This window comes from Syntrophales bacterium, from assembly GCA_023229765.1.
Lineage (GTDB): Bacteria > Desulfobacterota > Syntrophia > Syntrophales > UBA5619 > DYTH01.
Genome location: JALNYO010000009.1, coordinates 95,968 through 120,476, shown reverse-complemented (window position 1 = coordinate 120,476; position 24,509 = coordinate 95,968). Strand labels below are relative to the sequence as shown.

25 protein-coding genes are annotated in these 24,509 nt (G+C 50.3%); 13 read left to right on the top strand and 12 right to left on the bottom strand.

Features of this window, described 5'->3' with window-relative positions; translation table 11 throughout:
* The first annotated feature begins 103 nt into the window (after positions 1 to 103).
* The 7 genes from M0P74_07210 to M0P74_07180 all read left to right on the top strand — a co-directional run bounded on the left by M0P74_07210 (position 104) and on the right by M0P74_07180 (position 3,887).
* Positions 104 to 421 (top strand): type II toxin-antitoxin system PemK/MazF family toxin, encoded by a 318-nt coding sequence (locus M0P74_07210; GenBank protein ID MCK9363370.1) that lies wholly within the window; start codon positions 104 to 106, stop codon positions 419 to 421.
* A 186-nt stretch (positions 422 to 607) separates the two neighbouring features.
* Positions 608 to 1,570 carry an HAD hydrolase-like protein gene (locus M0P74_07205; GenBank protein ID MCK9363369.1) on the top strand — a complete coding sequence of 321 codons (963 nt, stop codon included), beginning with the start codon at positions 608 to 610 and terminating at the stop codon, positions 1,568 to 1,570.
* 216 nt (positions 1,571 to 1,786) lie between these two features.
* Positions 1,787 to 2,365, top strand: coding sequence for a phage N-6-adenine-methyltransferase (locus M0P74_07200; GenBank protein ID MCK9363368.1), 579 nt, complete (start codon positions 1,787 to 1,789; stop codon positions 2,363 to 2,365).
* A gap of 75 nt (positions 2,366 to 2,440) precedes the next feature.
* Positions 2,441 to 2,710: a BrnT family toxin gene (locus tag M0P74_07195; protein ID MCK9363367.1), complete on the top strand. Its 270-nt coding sequence runs from the start codon at positions 2,441 to 2,443 to the stop codon at positions 2,708 to 2,710.
* On the top strand, positions 2,700 to 2,954 hold the full coding sequence (locus M0P74_07190) for a hypothetical protein (GenBank protein ID MCK9363366.1): 255 nt from the start codon (positions 2,700 to 2,702) through the stop codon (positions 2,952 to 2,954). Before M0P74_07195 ends, M0P74_07190 begins: the two co-directional genes overlap by 11 nt.
* A gap of 196 nt (positions 2,955 to 3,150) precedes the next feature.
* Positions 3,151 to 3,570 carry a secondary thiamine-phosphate synthase enzyme YjbQ gene (locus M0P74_07185; protein MCK9363365.1) on the top strand — a complete coding sequence of 140 codons (420 nt, stop codon included), beginning with the start codon at positions 3,151 to 3,153 and terminating at the stop codon, positions 3,568 to 3,570.
* 32 nt (positions 3,571 to 3,602) lie between these two features.
* Positions 3,603 to 3,887, top strand: a complete 285-nt coding sequence (locus M0P74_07180) for an N-acetyltransferase (GenBank protein MCK9363364.1) — start codon at positions 3,603 to 3,605, stop codon at positions 3,885 to 3,887.
* Positions 3,888 to 4,188: 301 nt separating this feature from the next.
* Here the strand turns inward: M0P74_07180 and M0P74_07175 are convergent, their stop codons facing one another.
* The 12 genes from M0P74_07175 to M0P74_07120 all read right to left on the bottom strand — a co-directional run bounded on the left by M0P74_07175 (position 4,189) and on the right by M0P74_07120 (position 17,806).
* On the bottom strand, positions 4,189 to 5,400 hold the full coding sequence (locus tag M0P74_07175; protein MCK9363363.1) for a hypothetical protein: 1,212 nt from the start codon (positions 5,398 to 5,400) through the stop codon (positions 4,189 to 4,191).
* Between the two features lie 303 nt (positions 5,401 to 5,703).
* Entirely contained in the window at positions 5,704 to 6,564 is an 861-nt protein-coding gene (locus M0P74_07170) for a polysaccharide deacetylase family protein (GenBank protein ID MCK9363362.1), read from the bottom strand.
* A 166-nt stretch (positions 6,565 to 6,730) separates the two neighbouring features.
* Complete coding sequence (locus tag M0P74_07165; GenBank protein MCK9363361.1) at positions 6,731 to 7,753, bottom strand: bifunctional UDP-4-keto-pentose/UDP-xylose synthase; 1,023 nt, start codon at positions 7,751 to 7,753, stop codon at positions 6,731 to 6,733.
* Positions 7,750 to 8,688 carry a formyltransferase gene (locus M0P74_07160; GenBank protein MCK9363360.1) on the bottom strand — a complete coding sequence of 313 codons (939 nt, stop codon included), beginning with the start codon at positions 8,686 to 8,688 and terminating at the stop codon, positions 7,750 to 7,752. The genes M0P74_07165 and M0P74_07160 overlap by 4 nt, the downstream gene beginning before the upstream one ends.
* Positions 8,685 to 9,668 carry a glycosyltransferase gene (locus M0P74_07155; GenBank protein MCK9363359.1) on the bottom strand — a complete coding sequence of 328 codons (984 nt, stop codon included), beginning with the start codon at positions 9,666 to 9,668 and terminating at the stop codon, positions 8,685 to 8,687. The genes M0P74_07160 and M0P74_07155 overlap by 4 nt, the downstream gene beginning before the upstream one ends.
* 66 nt (positions 9,669 to 9,734) lie before the next feature.
* Positions 9,735 to 10,877, bottom strand: coding sequence for an aminotransferase class I/II-fold pyridoxal phosphate-dependent enzyme (locus M0P74_07150; protein MCK9363358.1), 1,143 nt, complete (start codon positions 10,875 to 10,877; stop codon positions 9,735 to 9,737).
* A 1-nt stretch (position 10,878) separates the two neighbouring features.
* A complete protein-coding gene (locus M0P74_07145; GenBank protein ID MCK9363357.1) occupies positions 10,879 to 12,555 on the bottom strand; it encodes a glycosyltransferase family 39 protein in 1,677 nt (558 codons plus the stop codon).
* 172 nt (positions 12,556 to 12,727) lie between these two features.
* Complete coding sequence (locus M0P74_07140) at positions 12,728 to 14,155, bottom strand: HAMP domain-containing histidine kinase (protein ID MCK9363356.1); 1,428 nt, start codon at positions 14,153 to 14,155, stop codon at positions 12,728 to 12,730.
* Complete coding sequence (locus tag M0P74_07135; protein MCK9363355.1) at positions 14,155 to 14,835, bottom strand: response regulator transcription factor; 681 nt, start codon at positions 14,833 to 14,835, stop codon at positions 14,155 to 14,157. Before M0P74_07135 ends, M0P74_07140 begins: the two co-directional genes overlap by 1 nt.
* An 81-nt stretch (positions 14,836 to 14,916) precedes the next feature.
* A complete protein-coding gene (locus M0P74_07130) occupies positions 14,917 to 16,623 on the bottom strand; it encodes a phospholipid carrier-dependent glycosyltransferase (GenBank protein MCK9363354.1) in 1,707 nt (568 codons plus the stop codon).
* Between the two features lie 281 nt (positions 16,624 to 16,904).
* Complete coding sequence (locus M0P74_07125; protein ID MCK9363353.1) at positions 16,905 to 17,219, bottom strand: SHOCT domain-containing protein; 315 nt, start codon at positions 17,217 to 17,219, stop codon at positions 16,905 to 16,907.
* 92 nt (positions 17,220 to 17,311) lie between these two features.
* Positions 17,312 to 17,806, bottom strand: a complete 495-nt coding sequence (locus tag M0P74_07120) for a periplasmic heavy metal sensor (GenBank protein MCK9363352.1) — start codon at positions 17,804 to 17,806, stop codon at positions 17,312 to 17,314.
* A 924-nt stretch (positions 17,807 to 18,730) separates the two neighbouring features.
* On the opposite strand from M0P74_07120, the gene M0P74_07115 reads away from it, so the two are divergent.
* The 6 genes from M0P74_07115 to lptG all read left to right on the top strand — a co-directional run bounded on the left by M0P74_07115 (position 18,731) and on the right by lptG (position 24,504).
* Positions 18,731 to 20,119, top strand: coding sequence for an OmpA family protein (locus tag M0P74_07115; protein ID MCK9363351.1), 1,389 nt, complete (start codon positions 18,731 to 18,733; stop codon positions 20,117 to 20,119).
* Between the two features lie 58 nt (positions 20,120 to 20,177).
* Positions 20,178 to 20,492: a BON domain-containing protein gene (locus tag M0P74_07110; GenBank protein ID MCK9363350.1), complete on the top strand. Its 315-nt coding sequence runs from the start codon at positions 20,178 to 20,180 to the stop codon at positions 20,490 to 20,492.
* A gap of 441 nt (positions 20,493 to 20,933) precedes the next feature.
* Positions 20,934 to 21,374 carry a DUF45 domain-containing protein gene (locus tag M0P74_07105; GenBank protein ID MCK9363349.1) on the top strand — a complete coding sequence of 147 codons (441 nt, stop codon included), beginning with the start codon at positions 20,934 to 20,936 and terminating at the stop codon, positions 21,372 to 21,374.
* Positions 21,375 to 21,527: 153 nt separating this feature from the next.
* Positions 21,528 to 22,244: an enoyl-CoA hydratase/isomerase family protein gene (locus M0P74_07100; GenBank protein ID MCK9363348.1), complete on the top strand. Its 717-nt coding sequence runs from the start codon at positions 21,528 to 21,530 to the stop codon at positions 22,242 to 22,244.
* Between the two features lie 23 nt (positions 22,245 to 22,267).
* On the top strand, positions 22,268 to 23,428 hold the full coding sequence (gene lptF / locus M0P74_07095) for an LPS export ABC transporter permease LptF (protein ID MCK9363347.1): 1,161 nt from the start codon (positions 22,268 to 22,270) through the stop codon (positions 23,426 to 23,428).
* On the top strand, positions 23,425 to 24,504 hold the full coding sequence (gene lptG, locus M0P74_07090; GenBank protein ID MCK9363346.1) for an LPS export ABC transporter permease LptG: 1,080 nt from the start codon (positions 23,425 to 23,427) through the stop codon (positions 24,502 to 24,504). The genes lptF and lptG overlap by 4 nt, the downstream gene beginning before the upstream one ends.
* Positions 24,505 to 24,509 lie beyond the last annotated feature (5 nt).

Here is a 24,509-nt window from a genome sequence, read left to right as displayed (position 1 = left end):
TTCCGGAAGCTTCTGGTGCGTTATGAAAAGCTGTCCGGTAGTTATATCGCTCTGATACAATTAGCGTTCTCCATTATCTGCTGGAGAAAAATAAAAAGAACCAATGTTATTTACGGATAGGCTCTTAATCAATCTTGATCCTACTGTTGGTTCTGAAATTAAGAAAACACGACCATGTGTGATTATTTCACCGGACGAAATGAACCGGCATATCCAAACCGTCATAGTTGCCCCGATGACGACGGCAGGGAAGGAATATCCAACAAGAATAGCTTGCGTATTTGAGAGCAGGAAAGGACATATAGTGTTGGATCAGCTACGGACAATAGACAAAAGGCGACTTATAAAAAGACTCGGCTCTCTTGATCCAGAAATCCAGTTTAAGGTTATTTCCGTTTTACAGCGGCTATTTGCGTTTTAAATTGCCCAAAATTCAAGCCAGCCGACCTCGCAAACACGGCGGCTTTTTTCGTTTTAGTTCAATAAAGGGTAATGGCAGGGATTTATGAATACGCAGGCAGATTGAATTTACCTTGGCAATTTGCTGATGCTTCACTTTAATAATTGTTTCAATATTATGAAATCAAATAAATTAATTGTGTTTGACATGGACGGCGTCCTTATTGACGTCTCCGGCTCCTACCGGGAGGCGGTCCGAAAAACGGCGAGGCTGTTTTTAGCGGGGGCAAAAAATTTCGACAAATTGCCGGACCCGCTGTTTTCGCTTGAAGAACTGCTCAGGTTGAAGCAGACAGGCGGACTTAACAACGACTGGGAGCTGACGGCGCGGACAATCGACCTGCTTTTCACGCTGTTCGAATCTCCTCCCGGAGGCGCCCCCTCGGCAGACAGCGTGTCCTACAAAAACGCCATCCGCGCCCATGATGCTCAAAAACTGGCTGATTTTCTTCACAAATCCAGCGCTCCGCTGACGGATCTTGCCGCCTTTCAGAGGAGCGGAAAATCATCTTTCGTGGAGCAGTGTTTCCGGGGCGATGTGAAAACCGGCAACATCATCAAGCGGATGTTTCAGGAAATCTATCTCGGCCCTACCCTATTCCGGTCGGCATACGACCTTGAGCCTGAATTCAGCAAGGATGAAGGTCTGATAAACAACGAATCACTCCTCGTCAACGCGGCGATTCTTCAAGATTTGTCCCTGCGTCACACCCTCGCCATCGCCACCGGCAGACCAAAAATGGAGGCGGAGCACCCGCTGAAGCGCTTCGCCATCAGAAAGTATTTCCGGGATGTTGTAACCCACGATGACTGCATCAGGGAGGAACAGCGGCTTTACAGTGTGAATAATATTCGTGTTTCTCTGGAAAAACCAAACCCGTTCATGATTGACCTTCTGTCTGACCGGCTCGGCACCTCTTTCGACCAGCGCTTCTATGTCGGCGACATGCCCGACGACATGCAGGCCGCAAAGGCATCAAAAATGAAATACCGCGCCATCGGCGCGCTTTTTCTTTCATCCGCCTCTAAAAACAGCCGCGATATTCTCATCCAGGCCGGCGCCGACTACACCATAGACAGCCCCGACTCCCTGACTGTAATCTTCGGCTGAAAGGGGACAGAGTAATCTGCCACGGATATTACAACGAGCCGAAAATATTAAAAAACAGCATAATATTTTGACTTGACATTCAGGGGTGCAAGTGTTTGATAAATAAACCAAATGATCACCGTTTTAATTTGATAGAACTGCTTGTTAACATTGTACCAATTACTGTTGGCATGAGAGAGAAACGATGGAAGACAAGAAATGGCAGGAGATTCACAGATGACAGCAGGTCGAACACTCAACACGTTAAGCCAAGAATGGGGAACACCGGAGAAGTATGTCAATGCCGTGCGCGATTTTTTTGGCGGGAGCATTGACCTTGACCCCTGTTCAAACGAGTATTCGATTGTAAATGCCCGAACGGAATACCGACTTCCCAAGCATGACGGACTCCGAGAGAGTTGGGATTTTCCCAGTATCTATGTGAATCCTCCATACGGAATTAACAAAAAACATGGCACATCAATCAATAAATGGTTGTGTAGGTGTGCCGTAGCATATAAAGAACACAAGTCTGAGGTTCTTGCGCTTGTGCCCGTGGCAACAAATACGGGATACTGGAAGAATTACGTTTTTGGTGCAGCAACAGGTGTGTGCTTCCTTTATGATACACGGCTTATGTTCCTCGTCAATGGTCAGAATGGTGGAAAGGGCGCTCCCATGTCCTGTGCAATGATCTACTGGGGGAATGACTTCGAGAGATTCCTTGCCTCTTTCAGAAAGTTCGGTGCTGTTATTGATCTTCGACCACTGAAGGGGAAAAAATTTGGTGAGTTTCAAGAAAATGGTAAATATTAAATATAGGGACACTTCCCCCATTTTATAGAGATTACTTGGTATAATAAATATCTCTGACTTTCACAGGAAGGTATCATGAAATTTGAGTGGGACAAGGATAAAGAGAGAAAGAATATAAGAAAACACGCAATTTCTTTTGAAGAAGCTGTTACCGTGTTCTATGATCCCTTATCAGCAACGTTTGCTGATCCAGACCACTCCATTGAAGAAGACAGATTCATTACCGTTGGTTATTCATCTCAAGGACGTCTTTTCGTTGTATCGTACACGGAAAGACGAGATGCGATACGAATTATCAGTGCACGTCCTGCAACTATGTTGGAGAGGAAAAGACATGAAAACTAAAACTATAGAGGAACAACGCCCCGAATATGATTTTGATTATTCAAAGGCCGTTCGCGGCAAGTACTTCAAGCGGCTGATAGAGGAAGGAGCTAACGTAGCCATCCTCGAACCGGAAATAGCCGAGGCATTTACCAGCTCGGCTGCTGTGAATGATGCCTTAAGATCTCTTCTCGAAATTACAAGAGCAACACAGCGCCTAACGAAGCACTCAACCGGACGCGCGAAAAAGCTGCGTGCCGGTTAGCTCAAACGTTGGAATAAAATAATAAAAAGAATTGAAGTTATATCTACAGGGATATTGATGAATTTTCAAGAATACCGCATCTTAAAATAATTAGTTGGATATAAATCCGCCAACAAGCCGTTGCATCGGCGTAAACGCGACGGCTGATTGCTGCCGATTGAACTGTAAACGTTAAATAACTGGAGCCGGAAAATCTATGAAATCTTACCGGAAAGAATTATGGTTCAACATCCCTGCCCGCAGAGGGTTTGTCAACATTACGGAACAGGTGGAACAGTGCATAGAGGCAAGCGGCGTAACGGATGGTTTAATTCTTGTGAACGCCATGCATATCACAGCCTCGGTCTTCATAAACGACGACGAATCCGGCCTGCATCAAGACTATGAGGATTGGCTTGAAAAGCTCGCCCCGCATGAACCTGTTTCCCAATATCGGCACAATCGGACAGGAGAAGACAACGGGGACGCTCATTTGAAAAGACAGGTGATGGGACGGGAAGTGGTTATCGCCATCACCGGGGGCAAGCTGGACTTCGGCCCATGGGAAAAGATTTTCTATGGCGAGTTTGACGGCAGGAGGCGGAAAATGGTTCTGGTCAAGATAATCGGAGAATAATTAGATTTGTTCGTGGAAGGAGGCTTTACTTTATGAATATTATTCACAACGAAGCGGAGTGCAGGTTTGAGTACAGCAGTGGCGACGCTCTGGCAGTCTGTGACTACCAGGTGGCAGGTAACGTTTGGACGTTTACTCACACCTTTGTGCCGGACGCAATGCGAGGCCAGGGCGTCGCCGCTGCGCTGGCGGAGACTGCCTTAACGCATGCACAATCTCTGAATGTCAAAGTTGTGCCGTCATGCAGTTATATCGATTCCTATATGAAGCGCTCTACGAGATTTGACGGTCTGCGCATCACTCGATTAACCGATTAAGGGGACGCTGGTAAAAAAGTAAATAATGACGGAAGAGGTAATTGCAAAACTCCGTGTCATGCCCGAATGCTTTTGTCGGGCATCCATGATTTCAAATAGTTAAAAACTGGATTATGAACATTAAACTTCGTTTTCCCGCCCAGAAGCGTCGCGGGAATGACAGCGTTGGGAGTTTTGCAATTGGCTCGGAATAATATCTTGAATGATGTTGGGAAGATATTGACAAGGGACAGCAGCGAAAGAAGGGGCCAGAGTAAGATTGCCTAATGTCACTCTGACCCCCATTACATTTTTGGCCTAATTACGACCGCTTTGCAAACTCCTCGAGGCATTTGCGGGAGAATTCCACCATGTCGTCGGTGGCCTTGTTGAACTGTCCGGCGGTCTTCACGAGGGAGGGATGGTCCTTGTACTCGTCGCGAGTGTAGCCGTCTTCCGCGTATCCCCGTGCAAAGTAGGGAACCTTGAGCAGCTTTTCCATCACATCCTGCGGGATGTCCTTTTCGATGCGGCCCTTTTCGAAAACAATGTCATCCTGATCGGCAAACTTTATCACATCGGCAATAAATGACGGAGGACAGGTAAGGACGATGCCGCCGCCGGCCTTTTCCTCGAGATGCCAGATGCGCGCCTTGCCGTCAACCGTCGGCCCCAGCCGGAGCGAGCAGGAAAGAAGCTTGCTGGGATAGTTTCCCTCGTGAAAGAGGCGGTAGGCCTTCTTGAGAATCGCCATTTCGGCAAGCCTGACCTCGGCCTCGGAAAGCTCGATCCCCTCGGCGCGGGCGAAATCCCGCAATCCGCCCAGATCACCGAAACGCGCCTCCATCATGGTGATCACGGAGCGCCACTTCGTCAGATCGACGTTGTTCTTCCGGGCGGTTTCCAGTCCCCTTTGCACGGCTTTCGCGCCGTCCATCAACTGCGACATGATAAAAGCCAGCGTATTGTTTGTCGAAATACCCCAGGAAGTGAGTAATTCCAGAACCTCGTACCCTTCCTTCGTACCGGGAATTTTGACCATGACATTGGGGTTGATGGCGGCAATCTCCTTTGCCTGGGAGATCATCGCCGCCTTGTCAAAAGACTTGCGCGGATCGACCTGTCCGGAAAGGTAGCCTTCGCGGTAACCGGATTTTTCAAAAAGGGGCAAAAGCATGTCGGAGCCCCGTTTGACAACCTCCTTGTAGAGCAGCCAGAAGAGGGATTCCTTGTCTATTCCCGGTTTTTTTGCGATCATCCCAAAGGCAACCTCTTTCCAGTACCCCGGATCTTCGCTGATCGCCTGCAGGGAAATCGCCGGATTGGTGGTAACGCCGCGAACGAGCGAGTCTTCCGGATGAGCGGGATTGAACAGTCTGGTCAACTGACGCTCCAGCGTCGCTTTATCCGCCGCAGGGGTTTCAGCAAGGAGCTTGCGCCGCCAGTTCTCATAGGTCAGCGGCGAGGCGTCCCACCAGATCTCCATTCCGGGGCTCGCCTCGGCCAGTTTTTCCAAAAGATTATATTCCTTCATGTTTTGACTCCCGTCTATTTATAGTTGTAAAAAACTCGGAGCCTCATATAACACTGCGAGGCAAAATTACAATCTTTTTTAACATCTATTGAGGTAATTGCAAAACTCCCCATTCTGTCATTCCCGCAACGATTCTGAGCGGGAATCTGGTTCTAACTGCCTGAAAAACCATATTCCCGATAGAGACATTCGGGAATGACAAATGGTTTTGCAATTGCCTCCATATTATGAACATTAAGCTTCGCTTTCGGGAATGACAAATGGTTTTGCAATTACCTCTATTTGCTTAAATTTACCTGCCTCTCAGACGGCGCAGGCAACGGAGCGGCCCGGCAGAAGTTCGAGGCGAAACCGGCGGCGGGGAAGCTCAGCGCGATCCAGCAGGGAGATCATCTCGCCCAGTCTGACAAAGCGATAATCCATCTTTTTTATCGCTTCAATCAGGGCGATAAAATTATCGGCCATGATCCCGCCTTCGACCTCGGCATGAACCGGCAGGACGTGCATCCCGCCTTCGGCCAGCGCGGACAGAATTTTTTGCGTCCCCTCCGCCATCCCCACCTCCTCGAAACAGGGGATATCCGACGGGATTTCAACAAGATTTATCCCTTCGTGGATAAACGGCGCCCGCGCCCTTGTGCAACTTAGATACTCAAAACCAAGCCCGCCCACAATTGACAGCACGCGGTCATCGATCAGCCAAGCCGGGGCGCCGAATGACTGCGGTTTTTCTCCGACCAGGCGCTCAAAACCGGCGATGCCACGCTTAAACCACTCCCGTATCCAACTCTCTGATTTCGTGAAGAGCTCATCCTGCCAGCGCCGGTGATCCCAGGCATGAAACTGCACCTCGTGCCCTTCCGCCTTTATCCGCCGGACGATCTCGGGAAAAGAAAGGGCAATCATTGGCGATGGCAGCAGCGTTCCGTAGAGGGCCGTGCGAAACCCGTAAAGACTCGCCGCGCGCGTCCGGATCATTTTCTTCAAAAAACGGGGGTTTCTCAGAAGCTGCAGAACGGCCCGACCTGAGGCATCCGGGCCGATGCTTAAGTAAAAAGTCGCCGGCAGGTTGTTTTTTCTCAATATATCGAGAAGACAAGGCACCCCTTCCTTCATCCCCTGATAAGTATCGACATCGATTTTCAGACCCAGTATGCCGGACAAAACCCCTCCCCTCCCCAGCAGCCTAACTCCCTACCTGAGAGCTTTGAAAATCTATACCCTTTTGTCATTCCCGCGCAGGCGGGAATCTATAAGTTCCCGAAAAGACCAGATTCCCGTTTTCACGGGAATGACAATTAACAACATTTCGGGAGAAATTCAAAGCTCCCTACCTGTCATTTTCTTCGAGAAACGCATACAAAGTCATCCGCAGCGAATCATCCAGATTTATCTGAGGAGTCCAGTCTAAAAGCCGGCGCGCCTTTTCTATGCTCGGGGTACGGGTGATTATGTCCTGATATCCCTTCCCATAAAAATCCTCGGAGGACACTTCAATGATTTCCGAATAGGTTTTGTCGTCACGATGACGCGGATGCTCCATAAAGAGTTCCTTCAGCTTGTAGGCCAGCTCCCGCACAGAGCATTCATTGCCCGGACTGCCGATGTTGATGATCTCGTTTTTGCAGACATCGTCCTTGTTGGCGATGATCTTCACCAGGGCGGAGATGCCGTCATCTATGTAAGTGAAGCAGCGCTTCTGACTGCCGCCGTCAACAAGCGAGATCGGCCGCTTCAGCATCAGCTCCGCGATGAACTGCGTCACCACCCGGGAACTCCCCTCCTTCGCGGCGTAAAGGGAATCAAGGCGGGGACCGATCCAGTTGAAGGGGCGAAAAAGGGTAAATTCAACCTGCCCCCTTGTGCCATACGCGTAGATAACCCGGTCTAAAAGTTGCTTCGAGCAGGAGTAAATCCAGCGCTCTTTTTGTATCGGGCCGACCACAAGGTAGCTTTCATCCTCCTTGAATTCCCGATCGGGGCAGGCGCCGTAAACCTCTGAGGTGGAAGGAAAAAGCACCCTTTTATGATACTTTACGCACTGCTTGACGATATTGAGGTTCATCTCGAAATCGAGATTAAAAACACCAATTGGGTCCTCAACGTACAGTTTTGGCGTCGCGATCGCGACCAGCGGCAGCACGACATCGCATTTTTTGACATGGTACTCGATCCACTCCCGGTTAATCGCAATATCCCCTTCGATGAAATGAAACCGCGGATTTTGCAGGTTCTTTCCCAGACGGTCATCGGAGAGGTCCATCCCATAGACGCTCCAGTCCGTCTCGTCGAGGATGCGCTGCGTCAGATGGTGCCCGATAAATCCGTTTACCCCTAAAATCAATACCTTCATGATAGTTTTATTCCTTCCCTTTTTTTGAAAAAGTTATAAAGCGCGTCTCCGGTCATCCTTACCCCTTCACTCTGAACATCCAAAAGACGGATTTTCCCCTCCCCTGTCTGTACCGTAACCATTTTGTTCTCTACCCCAATTGTTCCAGGAATTTCCTGCTCGCTTTTCTCTCCTGTCTCCTCATCCTCCTGGGGCAGGCCCCACCATACCATCAGCCGGGAGCAGTCCGGCATAGCGCCGAACGCGCCCGGATAGGGGTCGGTAACTGCGCGAATCAGGTTATATATCCGCTCTGCCGGCCAGCTCCAGCAGATACGGCCATCGTCCGGCCGCCGGCCGCCAAAATAGCTGCCCTTCGCTAAATCCTGTTTGATACGGGGCGCCTTGCCGATTTTCATCAAAGGCAGCAGCTCGTCAAGAAGCCCGCCCGCGGCTGCGCACAATTTTCCAAAGAGCGCAAGCGCCGTGTCCTCAAACGCGATCGGCACAACCCGCTGACCCACGATATCGCCGGCATCGGGTTTATGCCCAAGATGGTGCAGCGTAACCCCCGTCTGCTTCTCACCATTAACCAGCACCCAGTTCACCGGCGCCCGGCCGCGATACTTGGGGAGCAAAGAGCCGTGGAGGTTATACGCCCCCCAGGTGGGAATTACGAGAATTTCATCGGGGAGCATAAAACGGTAGTAAAAGGAAAAGATCATCTCCGGAGCAAGCGCGGCGATCCGCTTCGTCCATTTCTCCTCGCGGATATCCATAGGACATTCCACCGGTATGCCCCGTTTTATTCCCCACTCCCGGACCGAGCCAAACCAGCAGTTCTCCGCCGGATCGTCTGCGTGGGAAAAAATCAAGGAGATTTCCAATCCGGCTCTTTCCAGGGCGTCAAGCCCCGCTATTCCCATGTTATGATAGGCAAATACCACTGCTTTCATGCTTTTTCTTCCGCCTTTGCAACTGGACCGCCATAAACCTTTTCGATCACATATTCCGGCCGTTTGCGAACCTCCCGGTATATCCTGCCGATATATTCTCCCAGAATGCCCAGGGCAAAAAACTGAAGTCCCACAAAGACAAACATGATGGCAAACAGCGTGAAGACGCCCTGAGCCGCCCAATGGGCGCCATAGATAAGCCGGGCGGCGGCCAGAAAAAGGCCGAACAGCACGCCGAGGAAGGCAAGCAGAACGCCTCCGTACATGATGAGTTTGATCGGCCATTCGGAGAAGGAGGCGACCAGATCGAACTGCAAGCTGATCAGTTTTCTCAGCGGGTAGTTTGATTTTCCCCCGTGCCGCTCTTCGTGGGCAACCTCTATCTCCTTGATGCGCTTTCCAAAATGGGTAGCCAGGGCCGGGATGAAGGTGGCATGTTCGTGACAGGAGATCATCCTCTCGACAACCGTCCGGCGGTAGGCCCGCAGCATGCATCCCCAGTCGGTCATGTGGACGCCGGTGATCTTCCGGGCAACGATATTGACGATTCGGGAAGGAATGATCCGAAAGAGGGAATCCTTTCGCTTTTTTCGAATCGTCCCGACCACGTCGAGCCCGTCCTCTTCCATTGCGGCGATAAGACGGGGGATCTCCTCGGGCGGATTCTGGAGATCCGCATCCAGGGTAACGATTATCTCACCGTTGACAACCGAAAAACCCGCCAGAATCGCCGCGTGCTGCCCATAATTTCTGGTTAGTTCGACAACCCGCACCTCGGGATAAACGGTAAATTCCTTCAAGAGTTCCAGCGATCGATCCCGGCTGCCGTCATCGACCAGGATTATCTCCCATCGTCTGTCTAAAGCCGCCATCACCGGGCGGATCCGTTTCATCAGCTCCGGCAGATTCTCCTCTTCGTTATAAACAGGAACTACTAATGATATCATATCTTTATAATTTCCAATGTTTTCTGTTGCCATCTCTTCAAGTTTCCTTCTGCGCTTTCACTCGAAAACGAAGTTTAATGTTCATAAAATGCGTGCATGTCAGCCGGCCATTATTTCCTTTATCGCCTCTGAGACATACCCGACGTCGTCATCCGTCATTTCCGGGAAAAGGGGCAGAGAGATGATTTTATCCGCGGCTTTTTCCGTCTCCGGCAGGGAGACAAGCCCATAGCGCTCCCTGACATATTTGAGCAGATGGCAGGGCGGGAAATGGAGCCCGTAGCCGATGTTGTAGTCGGAGAGCTTCTCCATGAAGCGCTCCCTTTTCATCGCGAGAATTTTCACCACAAAGAGGTGATGGGCATGTTCGTGCGGGTAGTCGGGAGCGAGCGTCAGTTCCAGCCCTTGCACCTCCCGCAGCCCCTCCTCGTACAACGAAACGATTTCGGCCCGGCGGCGGTTGAACTCACCGAGCCTATCAAACTGGGCGTTCCCCAGGGCCGCCTGGATGTCCGTCATGTTGTATTTCCAGCCCGGCGCCTCGATATCGTATTCGGGGTTCCCCCCTTTTCCATAGCGTTTCCAGGCATCCCGCTCTATACCGTGAAAGCGCAGCAGACGGAGTTTCTTTTCCAGTTTCTCATCGTTATGGGTGATCAGCCCTCCCTCGCCGGTCGTTATATTCTTGATTGGATGAAAGGAAAATATTGCAATCTCCCCGAAGCCGCCGGCATGAATTCCCCGGTAGCGCGTTCCCACAGCGTGGGCTGCGTCTTCAATTACAATCAGGTTATGACGCTGGGCAATCTCCTGAATTTTGTCCATATCCGACGGGGCGCCGCCAAAATGCACGGGGATAATCGCCTTTGTCCGGGGGGTTATCAAGGCCTCAATTGCATCGGCGTTGATGTTGAGGGTGTCATAGTCGATATCGACAAAAACCGGCCGGCCGCCGTGCAGCGCAATCATATTAACCGTTGAGGCAAATGTCAGCGAGGGGGTAATCACTTCATCGCCTGTGCCAATGCCAAGCGCCGTCAGCAGAATATCCATCCCCGCCGTTCCGGAAGTCAGGGAAACAGCGTACTTTGCCCCAGTAAGTACCTGAAATTTTTCTTCAAAAGTCTTACAGAGCGCCCCGGTTGTAATCCAGCGCGAGCGCAGACAAGCGGTAACTGCGGCAATCTCGGCTTCTCCGAGGGAAGGCCGGTTCATCGGCAGAAAATCCTCTCTTTTCTTCACATCAATTCTCCTTGGGGGTTGATCCGTTCAGTTGCAAAAGCGAGTACTCGGCACTCTGCCACAAAATGCGGCTCTCGGGAAACTCTTTTTTCAGCCTCGCCAGTTTTTCGTCGTTTTCCGTCGCGCAGTATAACCCTTTTGTATTTTTTGCCTTCTTGAAAAACGCCTCCGAATGGAGGAAGTAATGATCACGCTTTTCCTTAGGAAGTTGCAAAACACCGTACCCCAATTCCCCGATATCATCAACAATCGGGGTTTTTCTGCCGGTGTAAAAATCAACGCCGTAAAGTGATATCCCATATTGATACACCTCGGCATCCCGAGGAATATTGCTTTCGATAGCAGCAGAAAGCTGCCGGGCCGATTTGTAAGGAGCAAGATAATGGGACAGGGGCGCCGTCAGCGAAACGAAAAAAAGCGCGTAAAGCAGATAAATCGTCAAAAACCAGCCGCGGCCGCCTTTGGTTCGTATCCGGAAAGGCAAAAATAGTAAAACAAGCTGAATAAAAGCGGGTATCGCGATCAAGGCCAGCCATGTCGAAGGATTAACGCTATGTTTGGAGAGAAAAAGCGGGACAAAAAGCGCCGTCAGAAAAAGCAGGGGCATAATAATGCCGGCAAGGCGCCAGCCTCCGGCAACCGGATCGACCGTGTCCCCTTGGCTTTTCTCAAAACGCCGGAAAATCACGCCGAAACCAACGGCAAGCGGAGGGAAAAGCGGGGTCAGGTAGGGAACCAGTTTCGATGAGGATAAGGAAAAAAAGACAAAAATTAACCCTGCCCACACCAGCAAAAATGACTTCTCCTCCCTTTTGAACAGGGATTCGCCGCCCTTAACTCCCTTTATCGCCTCGGGAAGATAGAAAATCCAGGGCAGCGTTCCGGCAAGAAGGAAGGGGAGATAGTAATAGAGCGGCTGATAGTGATCATGAATCTTTGTTGTGTAACGTAAAAAGTGCTCCTGAATGAAAAAGAAGCGAAAGAAATCCGGGTTCTCCCGTTGCACGAGGATCAGCCAGGGCAGCGAAACCGCTGCAAACAGCAGGATGCCGAGGGGGGAGACGAGACGCAAGATGTCGCGGAACCGTCGGGAGAAAAGCAGCCAGACGCCAATAATGCCGAACGGAAACACGATCCCGATCAGTCCCTTAGTCAAAAACGCGAGGGCGCTGAAGAGGTAGAGGAGGTAAAGCCAAACCTTCCGTTTTTCCTCGCTGGCGAAAAACCGGAATCCCGACCAAATCGCCACCCCGAGGAAAAAGGCAAGCGGCATATCGAGAATGTTTATCCGACCGAGCGCCGAATGATATAAAAATGTCGTCAGTACAGCCGCCGCGTAAAGCCCCGTCCGGGGATCATGAAAAAAGAGCCCCATCCGATAGGCCAGGATGATGCACCCCCAGGCCGCAAGGGCAACAAAAAGACGCGCGGAAAATTCGTTTTTCCCGAAAACCTTGAAAGAAAGCGCCGTCGCCCAGTAGGCAAGCGGGGGCTTCTCGAAATAGACAACCCCTTTGAGCCGCGGGGTCACATAGTCTCCGGAGATATTCATCTCGTTCGGAATGGAACTGTAGCGCCCCTCATCCGGCTCCATCAGCGGCATGAAGGGGAGCGGCAGCAGATAGACAAAGATGGGGACAATCACCAGAACCAGCATTTTAATTGATTTTAAACCCATTTATCCGGAAATCCTGCCCATATTTTTATAAAGCTCCTAATGATTCTTAGCCATAAAATTTTCTTAATCATTTGCCGACGAGATTATTCATACTGAAGGCTCTCTCCGAGTGCAACTACCTTATTTCATATACAGAAAATTGTCAAACGGGGAATACCCGCCCAATCCTCCCTTAAACGGAAATTTCACTATAAGCCGCAACTAACTGCCCAGAGTTAATGGGAAGAAAAACCGTCACCTGCGTCCAATTTTCCACCCTGCTCTCAATTGTTATCTGTCCCCTGTGCAGTTCGACAATTCGTTTTGCGATCGTCAACCCCAGGCCGGAGCCGCCGAATTGGGACGACCGGGACTTCTCAATCCGGTAAAACTGTTCAAATACCAGGGGAAGTTCGGCTGCGGCAATGCCGGCGCCTGTGTTGCCGATTCTTATCGTCAACCCGGCTGCGGATTGCTCAACGCTTGCTTCAATCCGGCCGCCCTCCAGATTATACTTGAGGGCGTTGTCGATAATATTGGAGAAGGCGCGGCTCAGTTTTTCAGGGTCTCCTCTGACCACGAGTCGCTCGGGCAGGCTGATCTCCATCTTGATCCTCTGCGCATCCGCCAGAAATTCATATTCCGCCAGCAGCGAAGAAAAAAGCGCCGTAAAATCAAACGATCGGGAATCAATGCCCGCGAGTGTCTCCAGCGCTGACAGATTCAGCATATCCTTGACCAGTTTTTCCATCCGCAACACCTGGTTTTGCAAGCGCAAAAGGTTTTCTTCCGCAGACGGCCGCGATTTTTCCCCGTCAGCAGCGAAAATTTCCTCAACCGCCAGACGCATGGTTGCAAGGGGCGTTTTTAATTCGTGCGCCGTGTCAAACAAAAATTCCCGCTGTTTCACGAAGGAGTATTGCAGACGATCCAGCATCGTATTTATGGCGCCGGCAAGCTCACTGAACTCATCATGCCCTCTTCCCGTGGGGATCCGTCTTTCAAGATTCTTCTCCGATATATTGACCGCCAAATCCTTCATTTTCCCAATTGGTTGCAGTATCCGGCCGGCGACAAAACGGCTGATGACGATCAGAATAAGGGTGGAGAAAATAAGGCCGGCGATAATTCCGAAAATTATATCCCATATTTCCTCTTCCAGTTTCCCCAATGGCCGCGCAATCTGAGTAATGTAAGTTTTGCCATCAGCATTAATGGAGAAGGTCTTAACCCTGAATCTCACTTCCTGGATTTTGCTATTTTCAGAAGCAGGCTGTCCCTTGGGAACCACAGCCTTGACAACGGCGTCGGCGCCGACATTTAAGGAAGAGAGTCGCACCGCTTTGGCAAGGTCGGATTGGTAAATTATTTGATGCGAACCTTGCCGATAAATCCTGATCCAGTATGGATGCATTTTATCGAAAGAGTGATCAAGAACTGACGCTTCCCCCTGATTTTTAACGACAATCCTGGTTGTTCTGTCTGCCTCCTCCTGCAGCACGGCGTCCAGAAGTTCGAAAGGCTGTTCTATCAATTCAAAAAACAACACGACGGAGAACAGCAAACTGGCGATAAAGCCGGCCCCGGCGATGAACAGCGTTATTCTTGTTTTGACGGTCATTATTCCGAATCCCTGATAATATATCCAACCCCGCGCACGGTTTGAAGAATCTTGTCCTGTTCCCCATCGCCGATTTTACGGCGCAAATTTTTTATATGGACATCCATGAAATTAGACATGCTGAACGGATCAAAATCATCGCCCCAAACGTGTTCGGCCAGACTGAAACGAGAGACAACCCTGTTTTTGTTGTACAGGAGAAATTCCAGCAGCGAAAACTCCCTGGGAGTAAGCTCTACCTGTTTCCCCTGTCTCATTACCGTGCGGCTCACCGTGTCCAGCTCAAGATCATGAACCTTCAAAAGCGCTGCGGAGGCGCTGCCCGACCGTCTCAACAAGGCGCGCACCCGGGCCAGCAGCTCGTCGCGGGAAAATGGTTTCGCGAGGTAGTCATCCGCGCCAAGATCGAGCCCTTTGACCTTATCGGCGGCATCGCCCCTGGCAGTAAGCAGCAGCACCCTCGTCCCGATTTTTGCCTTGCGCAACTGCTTTAAAACCGTCAGGCCGTCAATCTTCGGCATCATGATATCGAGGATAACAATATCAAACGCGGCTGCGGACAATTTGTCCAGAGCTTGTTCGCCGTCCTGCGCCGTTTCCACCGTATATCGCTGATTTTCCAATATATTTTTTACTTGTTCCCGCAGCGAATTTTCATCGTCAACAAGTAAAACTCTCATAAGCGCGCCCCTTAAGATATCTCAGCCGCCCGGTCCCAAACAAATAAAATTATGCGAACCGAGTTATTATTCACCAATTTTTCAGAACTTTAATAACACATATCCCAAAGATTTGCTTTCCGCGAGAAACAGCGGCTGGGGAAGCTGCTTGCGCCATTGAGAAAAATATTTACCGCGGGCTACCAGAATTGTTTTTCCCTTATTTTCCTCAATCAGGGCAAGCGTGGATTTCATATCAAGCCCTCTGTCTTTGGCATCCTTATAATTCAGCCCGTAATCGAGCTCGCCGGCGCCGCCGATAATGTTAACATCGGTACGCCGCCAATACCAGCAGACAGACCTCAGGGAATCTTCGTCGGAAATAATAACAGAATTGGCATCTGTCCCTTTCTTATACTGTTCAAGAAAGCTGCCCGGCGCTTTTGCCGCAATGGTCGCGTCAGGTATCACAAAATGAAAGAAAAAAAACAGAAGAAGCGGCGCCACTCCAAACAGTAAAACCTTGCTTGCCAATGTTTTACTTCTAAGAGCCGAGATGCAAAAGATCACAAGAAAAAGAAGCCCGTTTACCGCCATTACCGTTTTCCAGGGTTTGCTGTACGGATGAAAACCGTCATAGCCAAAAAACTGCAGCAGCAAAAAGGCAATCAGGACAACCCCGAAAAATGCCGCGCTGAAAACGGCGCCCCCTTGAAAACGTTTTTTCCACCGCTCTTTTTGGAGCGCCTCAAAAAGCCCGAAACTCATCAGGAGCGCGGCAGGCGGAAAACAAGGCAAGATGTATGTCAACAGTTTTCCGTGGGAAAAAGAGAAAAACAAAAAGGGGAGCGCCAGCCAGCCAATCGATAATTTCAGAAGCCTCCCTTTTACCCCGGTCTCGTTAAGCAGCGCTCTGACTCCCGGAACAGCCGCGGGAATCATGAACGTCCAGGGTATGAACATGCCGGGGGCGGCCAAAATGAAAAACCAGAAAGACTCCCGGTGCTGGGCGTTTTCAGCCAAAAAGCGCCGGATATGTTCATTCCAGAAAAAAAACCGCCAGAAATCCGGCTCTCTGGATTGAATCATCAGCGCCCAGGGCATGGAAACCAACAAAGCGGCAAGAAGCGGCAACCAGCTCATCCTAAGCAGGTCAACATAACGGCGCCGCCAAAGCAGATAGGGGGCAAGGGCCAGAACCGGCACGGCAAAGGCAACAAATCCCTTGGTGAGAAAGGCCAGCCCGCAGAAAAGCCCGGAAAGCACCAGAAAGATTCTTTCCCTGCCGGAGCCGGGTGATTCTTCGGAGGCGAAAAAGAAGGCGGCAATCGTTGCCGTTACGAAGAAAGAAAACAGGCTGTCGAGCACGGCCGTGTTGCCGACGCCAAACACCTCAAAACTGGAGAGAAAAACAAGGGCGGCAACCAGTGCCGGAAAATTATTATTCTCTCCCGGACGCCGCACCCGAATGGCCAACGCAAATATCAGCAGCGCCGAGAGCCCGACTGCCAGGGCGGAAGGAAGACGAACGGCGAAATTGTTTTCTCCAAAAAGCAGCAAAGAGCCGGCGCCCACCCAATAGCCCAGCGCCGGCTTTTCAAAGTAACGAAGATTGTCCAGCCGGGGCACAATCCAGTCTCCGGATGCAATCATCTCGCGGGGTATTTCTGCATAACGGGTTTCGTCCGGCTCCAGGAGTTCCCCCGCCCCCAGGGGTAAGATATAGGCAAGCAAAAAAAATATGAGAAGCAGAAACCCATATCTTTTCTGGAAAACTGTCGCTTTGAGCGCACTGGAATTGATCTGCATTTGCCGCCTCTTCTTCATATTAACCAACACCGTTCGTCTCCCGCTTGCAAAAACGTCAAGCCGGGGAGGAAATCCGGATGCTGATTAACATGTTAAAATGAAGAATTGATGAAGGCGGGAAGAAAAACAATTTTATTTCTAATTTCGGCCCTTTCAGCGGGCGCGGATCAGGATGGATAGTATAAGCTATGACAGGCCCGGACAATCAATTTTCTCCTGCCATACTGGTTACTTTCATACCTGCCCGCGCCATCTGCACGGCTAATCCATAATCCTTACGCCTAAAGGTCCTTCCTGGTTTTCTCAAACTCGTCCTGCGTGATCTCCCCTTTGGCATAACGCTTTTTCAGTATATCAAGAGGGGTTTCCCGCTGCGGTTGCCCATAATTTCTGTTTCCGGCGCCCCTGATGAACCACCAGATTGCCGCCGCAATTAAAACAATCAGCAAAATCATTCCCATAAACATTCCTCCGTAACCAAAATTCATCGGCCCTCCCCAGCAACCGAGACCTCGCGGGCCGTAGTAAGCTTCTCCGGCGCTGGCCAGGAGCAAAACGCCCGTCATCATGATAAACGCTGCAAGATATTTTTTCATCTTCTCAACCTCCCTATTATTTTATCGCATCGAATGCCTGCTGGAACTGGAACAGTCGCTTCGACCGCTCCAGTTCGGGTTGAAGGCAAATTTTATCGCCCGCAGGGAGCATCGTCGAAATCGTAATTCATCATTCCTCTGCCGGCAAAGCCTCTGCCCGCATTGGGGATGGCCTTTCTGACGGCAAACATATGCTCAATTCGCTTTTGCTCAAACTGCCCTTCCAGTTCGGATATCTCTTTCTGCAAACGAGCAGCCTTCTCGGCATCGGGATTCTCCCTGGCAAATTCAGCTCTCAACTCAAGCCCTTTTGCATAAAGTTCCTGCCGGGTCTTTTCCGTCGCACTGAGAAACGCGTCTCGTTCTTTTTCCATCTTCGCGGCGTCCTCGTCGCTAAAATTTCCTCGGTTGCCGCATCCCTCTTCAATATTTCCCATCATTCCCGGGCCATAGCCTGAACCCCTGCCGTATTCACCCGCATTGCGGCCGTAACCTCTACCCCAATCGGCATACGCGTACGATCCGATTCCCAATACCGCGACCACCGCCAAAATCAATAGAGTCTTACCTTTTTGCATCCGTTTCATTTACTTCTCCTTTCAAAGTTTATCCATTCTTTAAATTCACCACGCGGATAACGTCTCATTTCCGTTCGGCAGTAATACAGCAAACAGCGTGCCACTATGCTTATGTGAACTGCAATATATATCCAAAGTACTGTTATTGTTATTTATAATGTATATGGGCGTCAAAGGATAAGTAGCGATTCTTTTATGCGCCGCCGACCGCTGCGCATAAAATACCCATATCAACCGTTTTGCCGAACCTACTGGATAGATAGTATCCACTTTCATCACAAGATTTAGAACAATGTTCTCCCTCCGCCAGGAGACAAACGCTCTAACATCAAGACAATAAAATATATATAATGATTTCTCCCCCGGCCAGCAGTTATGTCTTCGTGGCAATATTATGATCGCCGGAGCAGAACTTTCTTCCGGAATGAAGATAGTGTTCGCAGAGAGTGCGAATTTTTTCAGCAGTTGATAGAATATAAAATGCTCCTCCCCCAGCAAGTTACGGGAATGTACTCTTAGCCCAAATTCATGAATTTCAAAAAAACATTTATTAAGAGGCAATTGCAAAACCATTTGTCATTCCCGAAAGCGAAGCTTAATGTTCATAATGTCTCTATCGGGAAAGCATACCGACCCTGAAAAAAAAGGGGCAGGTCTCCCTCAACATGTTGAGGTTCCACCAAATATAAAGGCTAAACAAATTATTACTCACTCCTCCGCTCTTCCCTCTTATTAACCCAACCCCCTGTTATTAAAGCCTCAATCTAACATTATAATCTTTATTATTTTTTTGGCAGGCCCTTTGCTATTGCTATTTACATTGATGGTCATTTCACACCAAGGCAAGTTTTTATTATTGGGGAAAAGGCAAAGGGTAACTTCTAAAAAAGCGGTTTAAGGCTTGTTGAGTAAAAATGGGAAAGGAGAAGTAAGATGAAAAAGATGTTGGCAGTATCAATGTTTATTATGGCAGTTTTTGCGCTTTTCGCTGGATCGGGCGTTACGCGAGCGCAAGCGGCAGATGAAGGTTACGCTATTACGTATGGAAGGGGCATAATCCTGACTTCGCTCGATGGTGATAACTGGATTGTGAGGAATTCCGGGACTGACGTGTCTCTTGTCGATCTGGAATACGGGCAGGAAAAGTATGTGGCCGTTGGCGGCCGCGGTACGATCCTGACCGGTCTCAAGGACGGCTCAGAATGGACCATCAGGAAGTCCGAAGTCACCAGCGATCTCAGTGCCGTAAGGTTTGGAAAAGGGATCTTCGTGGCAGTCGGCAGCGAGGGTACGGTCACCACGTCGCCGGACGGAGTCACATGGACCAAAAGGGCGAACCTGACTATTTATGCCCTGAGAAGTCTCGCCTATGGCAAGGATAATTTCGTAACTATCGGCGAGCGGGGTGCTATCTTCAACTCACAGGACGGTATCTACTGGGCACGTCAGCCCTCGCAACATACCAGCAACCTTGTCGGCCTTACATACGCGAAGGGCAAATTTGTAGCCGTTGGGTCGGAGGGAAGAATCCTGACGTCGCCGGACGACGGGGCGATATGGACTGAGCGTTATTCAGGAACGACGGAGCATCTCGCCGCTGTCGCCTATGGCAAGAAGAAATACGTGGCCGTGGGCGCCTATGGCACAATCGTGTCGTCGCCTGATGCACTGAACTGGACTAAAGAAAGGTCCGGTTCGACAAGTTTTCTCGCGGCAATCACGTATGCGGGTGATAAATTTATTGTTGTTGGTACGGATGGTACAGTATTGGAATCGCCCGACGGGACGAACTGGTCCTTTTCGCGTTATAGACCAATCGTTATCCCCGAACCGGAGAAGATGGCTAAAGAGCCCGTCGTTATCATGAAGTATGAACCGAAGGTCGAGAAGAAGGCCGTCATCATTGCGTCTGAACCAAAGGTCGAGGAGCTGATTGTGGCCGCCGCAGTTGAGCCGACGATCATTATTCTTGCTTTTGAAGACGTACATTTCGATTTCGACAAGTCCAACCTTAAGCCGTCAGCGCAGACGATCCTGAAAAGAAACGTCCAGTTGCTGAAAGATAACCCGAAGGCCAAAGTCCGCATTGCCGGCTATACCTCTGCCTCCGGCACAGAAGCCTATAACCAGCAGTTAAGCGAAAAAAGGGCAAATGCCGTCCAGGCATACCTTATTAACGAAGGCATCATTACACCGGACAGGCTTTCCACCATCGGCTATGGCGAGACAAACCCTGCCGTTTATGAAGCAGCGCCGAAAGAGCTTTACTCGGAAGCAGCCAAGGCTAACATGAGAGTGCTTTTTGAAATTATTATTCAATAGGTGCAGTGGATTAAGTTGTCCAAACCAAAGTTTTAACTTATTAAAAGGAGCCAAAATCGTGAAAAAAATAAATATCGTAATCTGTTGTTTCGCGGCTTTGATGCTGATCGTAACCTTTACCGCCTGTGCTTCGACACGCACACATGAAAGTGCCGGTGAATTCGTTGACGATTCGGTTATCACAACCAAGGTGAAATCTCTTATCGCGGCTGATGATTTTCTAAAGTCATTTCAGATCAGTGTTGAAACGTATAAGGGCGCTGTGCAACTGAGCGGCTTCGTTAATTCTCAAAAGGCCGTCGATAAAGCGCTTGAAATCACCCGTAGCGTCAAATGGGTAAAATCCATAAAGAATAGTCTGATCGTGAAATAGGCTGTTGATATCGTTTCCCCCAGTTTTATATGAATCCCCCCATCCCCCCTTTACCAAAGGGGGGTAAGGGGGGATTTTCATGCTTCGTTGTGCCCGCTTCGGGCATGGGGGTTTATAGGCAAAGCCCGCTATCTGCCTTCGGCCAGGCGAGGTTCACCCTCGTGCCTGGCCGAAGGCTTATTGTTAGTGCCAAGAGTAAGTAGAAATCATCACTGACAACCATGCTTGACACATTTACTGCGGTGAGTAAAATTACTCATCGTATTGAGTAAATTGTAAATCGTGGCATAGGCATACTGATAAGCGGAACGTGAGCTCCGCTTCGCTACGCACACGGTTCGCTTATCGCCGGCTGTTGCGCTACGCTCGAACACTCTTGACAGGCTCCGCTCACGCTCCGCCTATCAAGGCAGCGCGCCGCTGTTTTATTACAACCAGATCGTGATCGCCACCTGCCGCAACGAAGCCAAGTTCGGCACCATCGCCACCCATAGCGAGAAGCACTTCTACCGCTGGGCCGATCCCTATCCCCGCACGGTGGATGACCTCCCGCACGGCGGCAGCGGCCCCAATGATCAGCAGCGCCTGGTCGCCGGGATGCTCGCCCGCGAACTTGGCGTCAATGTTGCCGGGATCAAGATCAAGGACAGCCGTTATCGCTGGGGTTCCTGCACCGTCAAGAACAACGTCGGTTTCAACTGGCGGCTGATCAAGGCGCCGATGTTTGTCATCGACTACGTCATCGTCCACGAACTCGCCCATCTTATCGAAACTAACCATACACCCCGGTTCTGGAACGTCGTCCGTACACAAGCCCCGATGATGGACAAAGCGAAGGTCTGGTTGAAGGAGAACGGCCAGTTGCTGGAAGATGCAATATAAGGCGCCCGAGCGGGTCTAATTCCATGCAGAGTTACTGCTTTATCTCCCCGAGAGTCCCGGATATTTCCATCTTCTTGACATACCGCTCAAGATATGCCATGCAGACCGACATTGATCCTGACCATCTCTATTACCCGCAAGGAGGCGCGAGATATGTCGTCCATTAAATGGCAAAAAAGTGAAACCGTCGCCGTTATTACGATGACTAATGGTGAAAACAGGCACAACCCGGAGTTTATCGAATCAATTCTTTCCGCTTTTGATGAGATAGAAAATGATACGGATGTATTTTCCGTGATAATAACATCCGACGATCCGAAAAGCTGGTCGCAGGGGATCGACCTGCAGTGGATGACCACCGCCGTTGCCGGAAATGACCTTCAGGGAATCAGGGATTTCATGTACGGCCTGAATCGCCTGTTTAAACGGATGCTGCTCTACCCGATGCCGATCATCGCCGCAATCAACGGCCATGTTTTCGGCGACGGGAGCATCATGGCCTGCGCCTGCGACTTTCGCTTCATGAAGGCGGACCGCGGCTATTTCTGCTTCCCGGAGATAGACATCAATATCCCTTTTCTTCCTGGGATGCTTGCCCTCACCAAAAAGGCGATCCCCAACCATAAACTGCAGGAACTCATTTTAACCGGGAAAAGGGCCGGCGCACCGGAGCTGGCGCAAAGTCACGTTATCACAAAATCCTGCAAGGACGCAGAAGAACTGATGACAGAGTCGCTCCTGTTTGCAAAATCCTTCACGAAGAAACGGCCGATCTTTGGTGAAATAAAAAAACGCATGTATGGATGCATCATTGACACCATGGATAATGAGGATCCCAAATTTATCGAGCCGTTGCAGTTGACGATGTAGAAGCGGGGATAAAATGTAAACAGATGAAGAAAGGATTGATGTTCAAAATTATCAACCGCTACATACTGAGGGAAATAGTCGTCCCCTTTTTCATGATCCTCGCGGTGCTGACCTTCGTGCTCCTCATGGGCAAGATCCTGCAGGTGATGGATCTGATGGTCAACAAGGGGATTTCTTTTCTCGATATCTTCCGGCTGATTATCTATCTTATCCCCGGGTTTCTCGTTTATACGGTGCCGATCTCCCTTTTGATTGCCATCCTGATCGGGGTGGGCAGACTATCCGGCGATAATGAATGGACCGTCCTGCGCATGTCCGGCCTTAGCCTCCTTCAACTTTCGCGGCCAGTCGCCCGCGTTGCCTTCGCGGCCTTTCTGATCACCCTGGCAACAACACTTTTTCTTGTTCCCAAGGGCAACCTCGCCTCCCGGTCGCTGCTGTTTGAGATTGCGCGCAGCGGCGCCGGCGTCGGCATCCCTGAAAAGATATTTATCGACTATTTCAAGGATATTCTACTGTACGCGGACAGAATTCCCGCGCAGGGCGATTTTCTGGAGGGAATCTTCATCTCCGACAACCATCTGGGAAAGGAAGCAAACACGGTGATCGCCCGCCGCGCCTATCTCATCTCCGACCCCGATAAACGTTACATAACCCTCCGGCTGGAAGACGGCAGCACGCATACCGTAGATGCAAATCTGAACACCTACCGCAAGGCTGATTTCCGTTTTTATGATATGAAACTGGAAATTGGGGCAACCATCGCCGGGGAAGAGGGGAAGCGCAAGTCCAGCAAAGAGATGACATTCCCCGAATTGAAGCGCATGGTTAACGACCGGAGTCTTAAAGACGTGGAAATAAGAGAGCTGCTGATTGAATTAAATAAAAAGCTCGCGATCCCGCTCTCCTGCCTGATCTTTCCGCTGCTTGGGATTCCGCTGGGGATGAGGGCCCACCGCTCTGTTCGCGCCCGCGGCTTTATTGCAGGCGTGTTTTTGGTGATGATCTACTACCTGTTACGGCTGATCGGCGAGGGGCTGGTCGAATCCGGCAAAATCGCCCCTTTTGTCGGCGTCTGGACGCCCAACGCCATCTTTGCCGTTGCCGGGGCTTTACTATTTTTCAACTCGGCCCGCGAAAAAACGCTGCTGAAATTTTTCAGAACTCGAAGAACCAAAGCATGAAAATCCTCGACCGCTATCTGCTGAAAGAATATCTGCGCAACATGCTTTTGATTGCCCTTATCTTTGTCTTTCTTTTTCTCACCATCGATTTCTTCGAAAAAATAAGAATGTTTCTCAGCAACCACGCCACCTTGGAGCAAATGCTCGGCTACTCCCTCCTCCAAGTCCCGATTGCCCTGTCGCAAACGCTCCCCGCCGTCGTTTTACTGTCAGCGCTGATCACGTTCGGCAATCTGTCGCGTCACAGCGAAATCATCGCCCTGAAGGCCAATGGCATCAGGCTGTTCCGTTTTGCCGTCCCGACCCTGGGCATCGCGCTTTTGGCATCGCTTGCGGTTTTCCTTCTTAACGAATGGATTACCCCCTACGCCTATGCAAGAGCTGACTATATCCGCTATGTTGAGGTGCAAAAACGACCCAGCCCGGGAAGCTTCAATCATGGGCAGATCTGGTACCGGGGAGAGAAAGGCATTTACAATTTCCGCATGTTTGATGCCGGCGCCAAATCGCTGCAGGGGATTACCATCTACTATCTCGACCACCAGATGAATCTGTTGCAACGCCTTGACGCCAAAAGAGGGGAATGGAAAGAGGGAAAGTGGCTTTTTTACGATCTGCTGATCACCCGGTTCGACGGCGGCGATTTTCCGGTCATTTCCAGGCTGAAAACGCAAACAGCCGATATCCCCGAAACGCCTGCTGATTTCAAACTCGTGCAGAAAGATGCGGAGGCCATGGGCTATTTGGAGTTGAGGCGATATATCAAAAAGCTTCAGGCGGAAGGGTACAACGCCACCCGCTATATCGTCGAGCTTCAGGGCAAGATCGCCTTCCCGCTGATCAGCATCATCCTGTTCGTGATCGGTTTTTCCTTCTCGCTGCGCTCGGAAAGGAGCGGCGGAATCGCCACAGGGATCGGAACCGGATTAATCATCGGCTTTTCCTACTGGATAGTCTTCGCCTTCGGGATTTCGCTCGGACGTTCGGGAGCGCTTTCTCCCATCCTCGCCGCCTGGTTTGCCAATATCCTTTTCGGCTTGGGGTCTGTTTTTCTTTTGTCCCGAGTAAGAAGCTAAAAAAG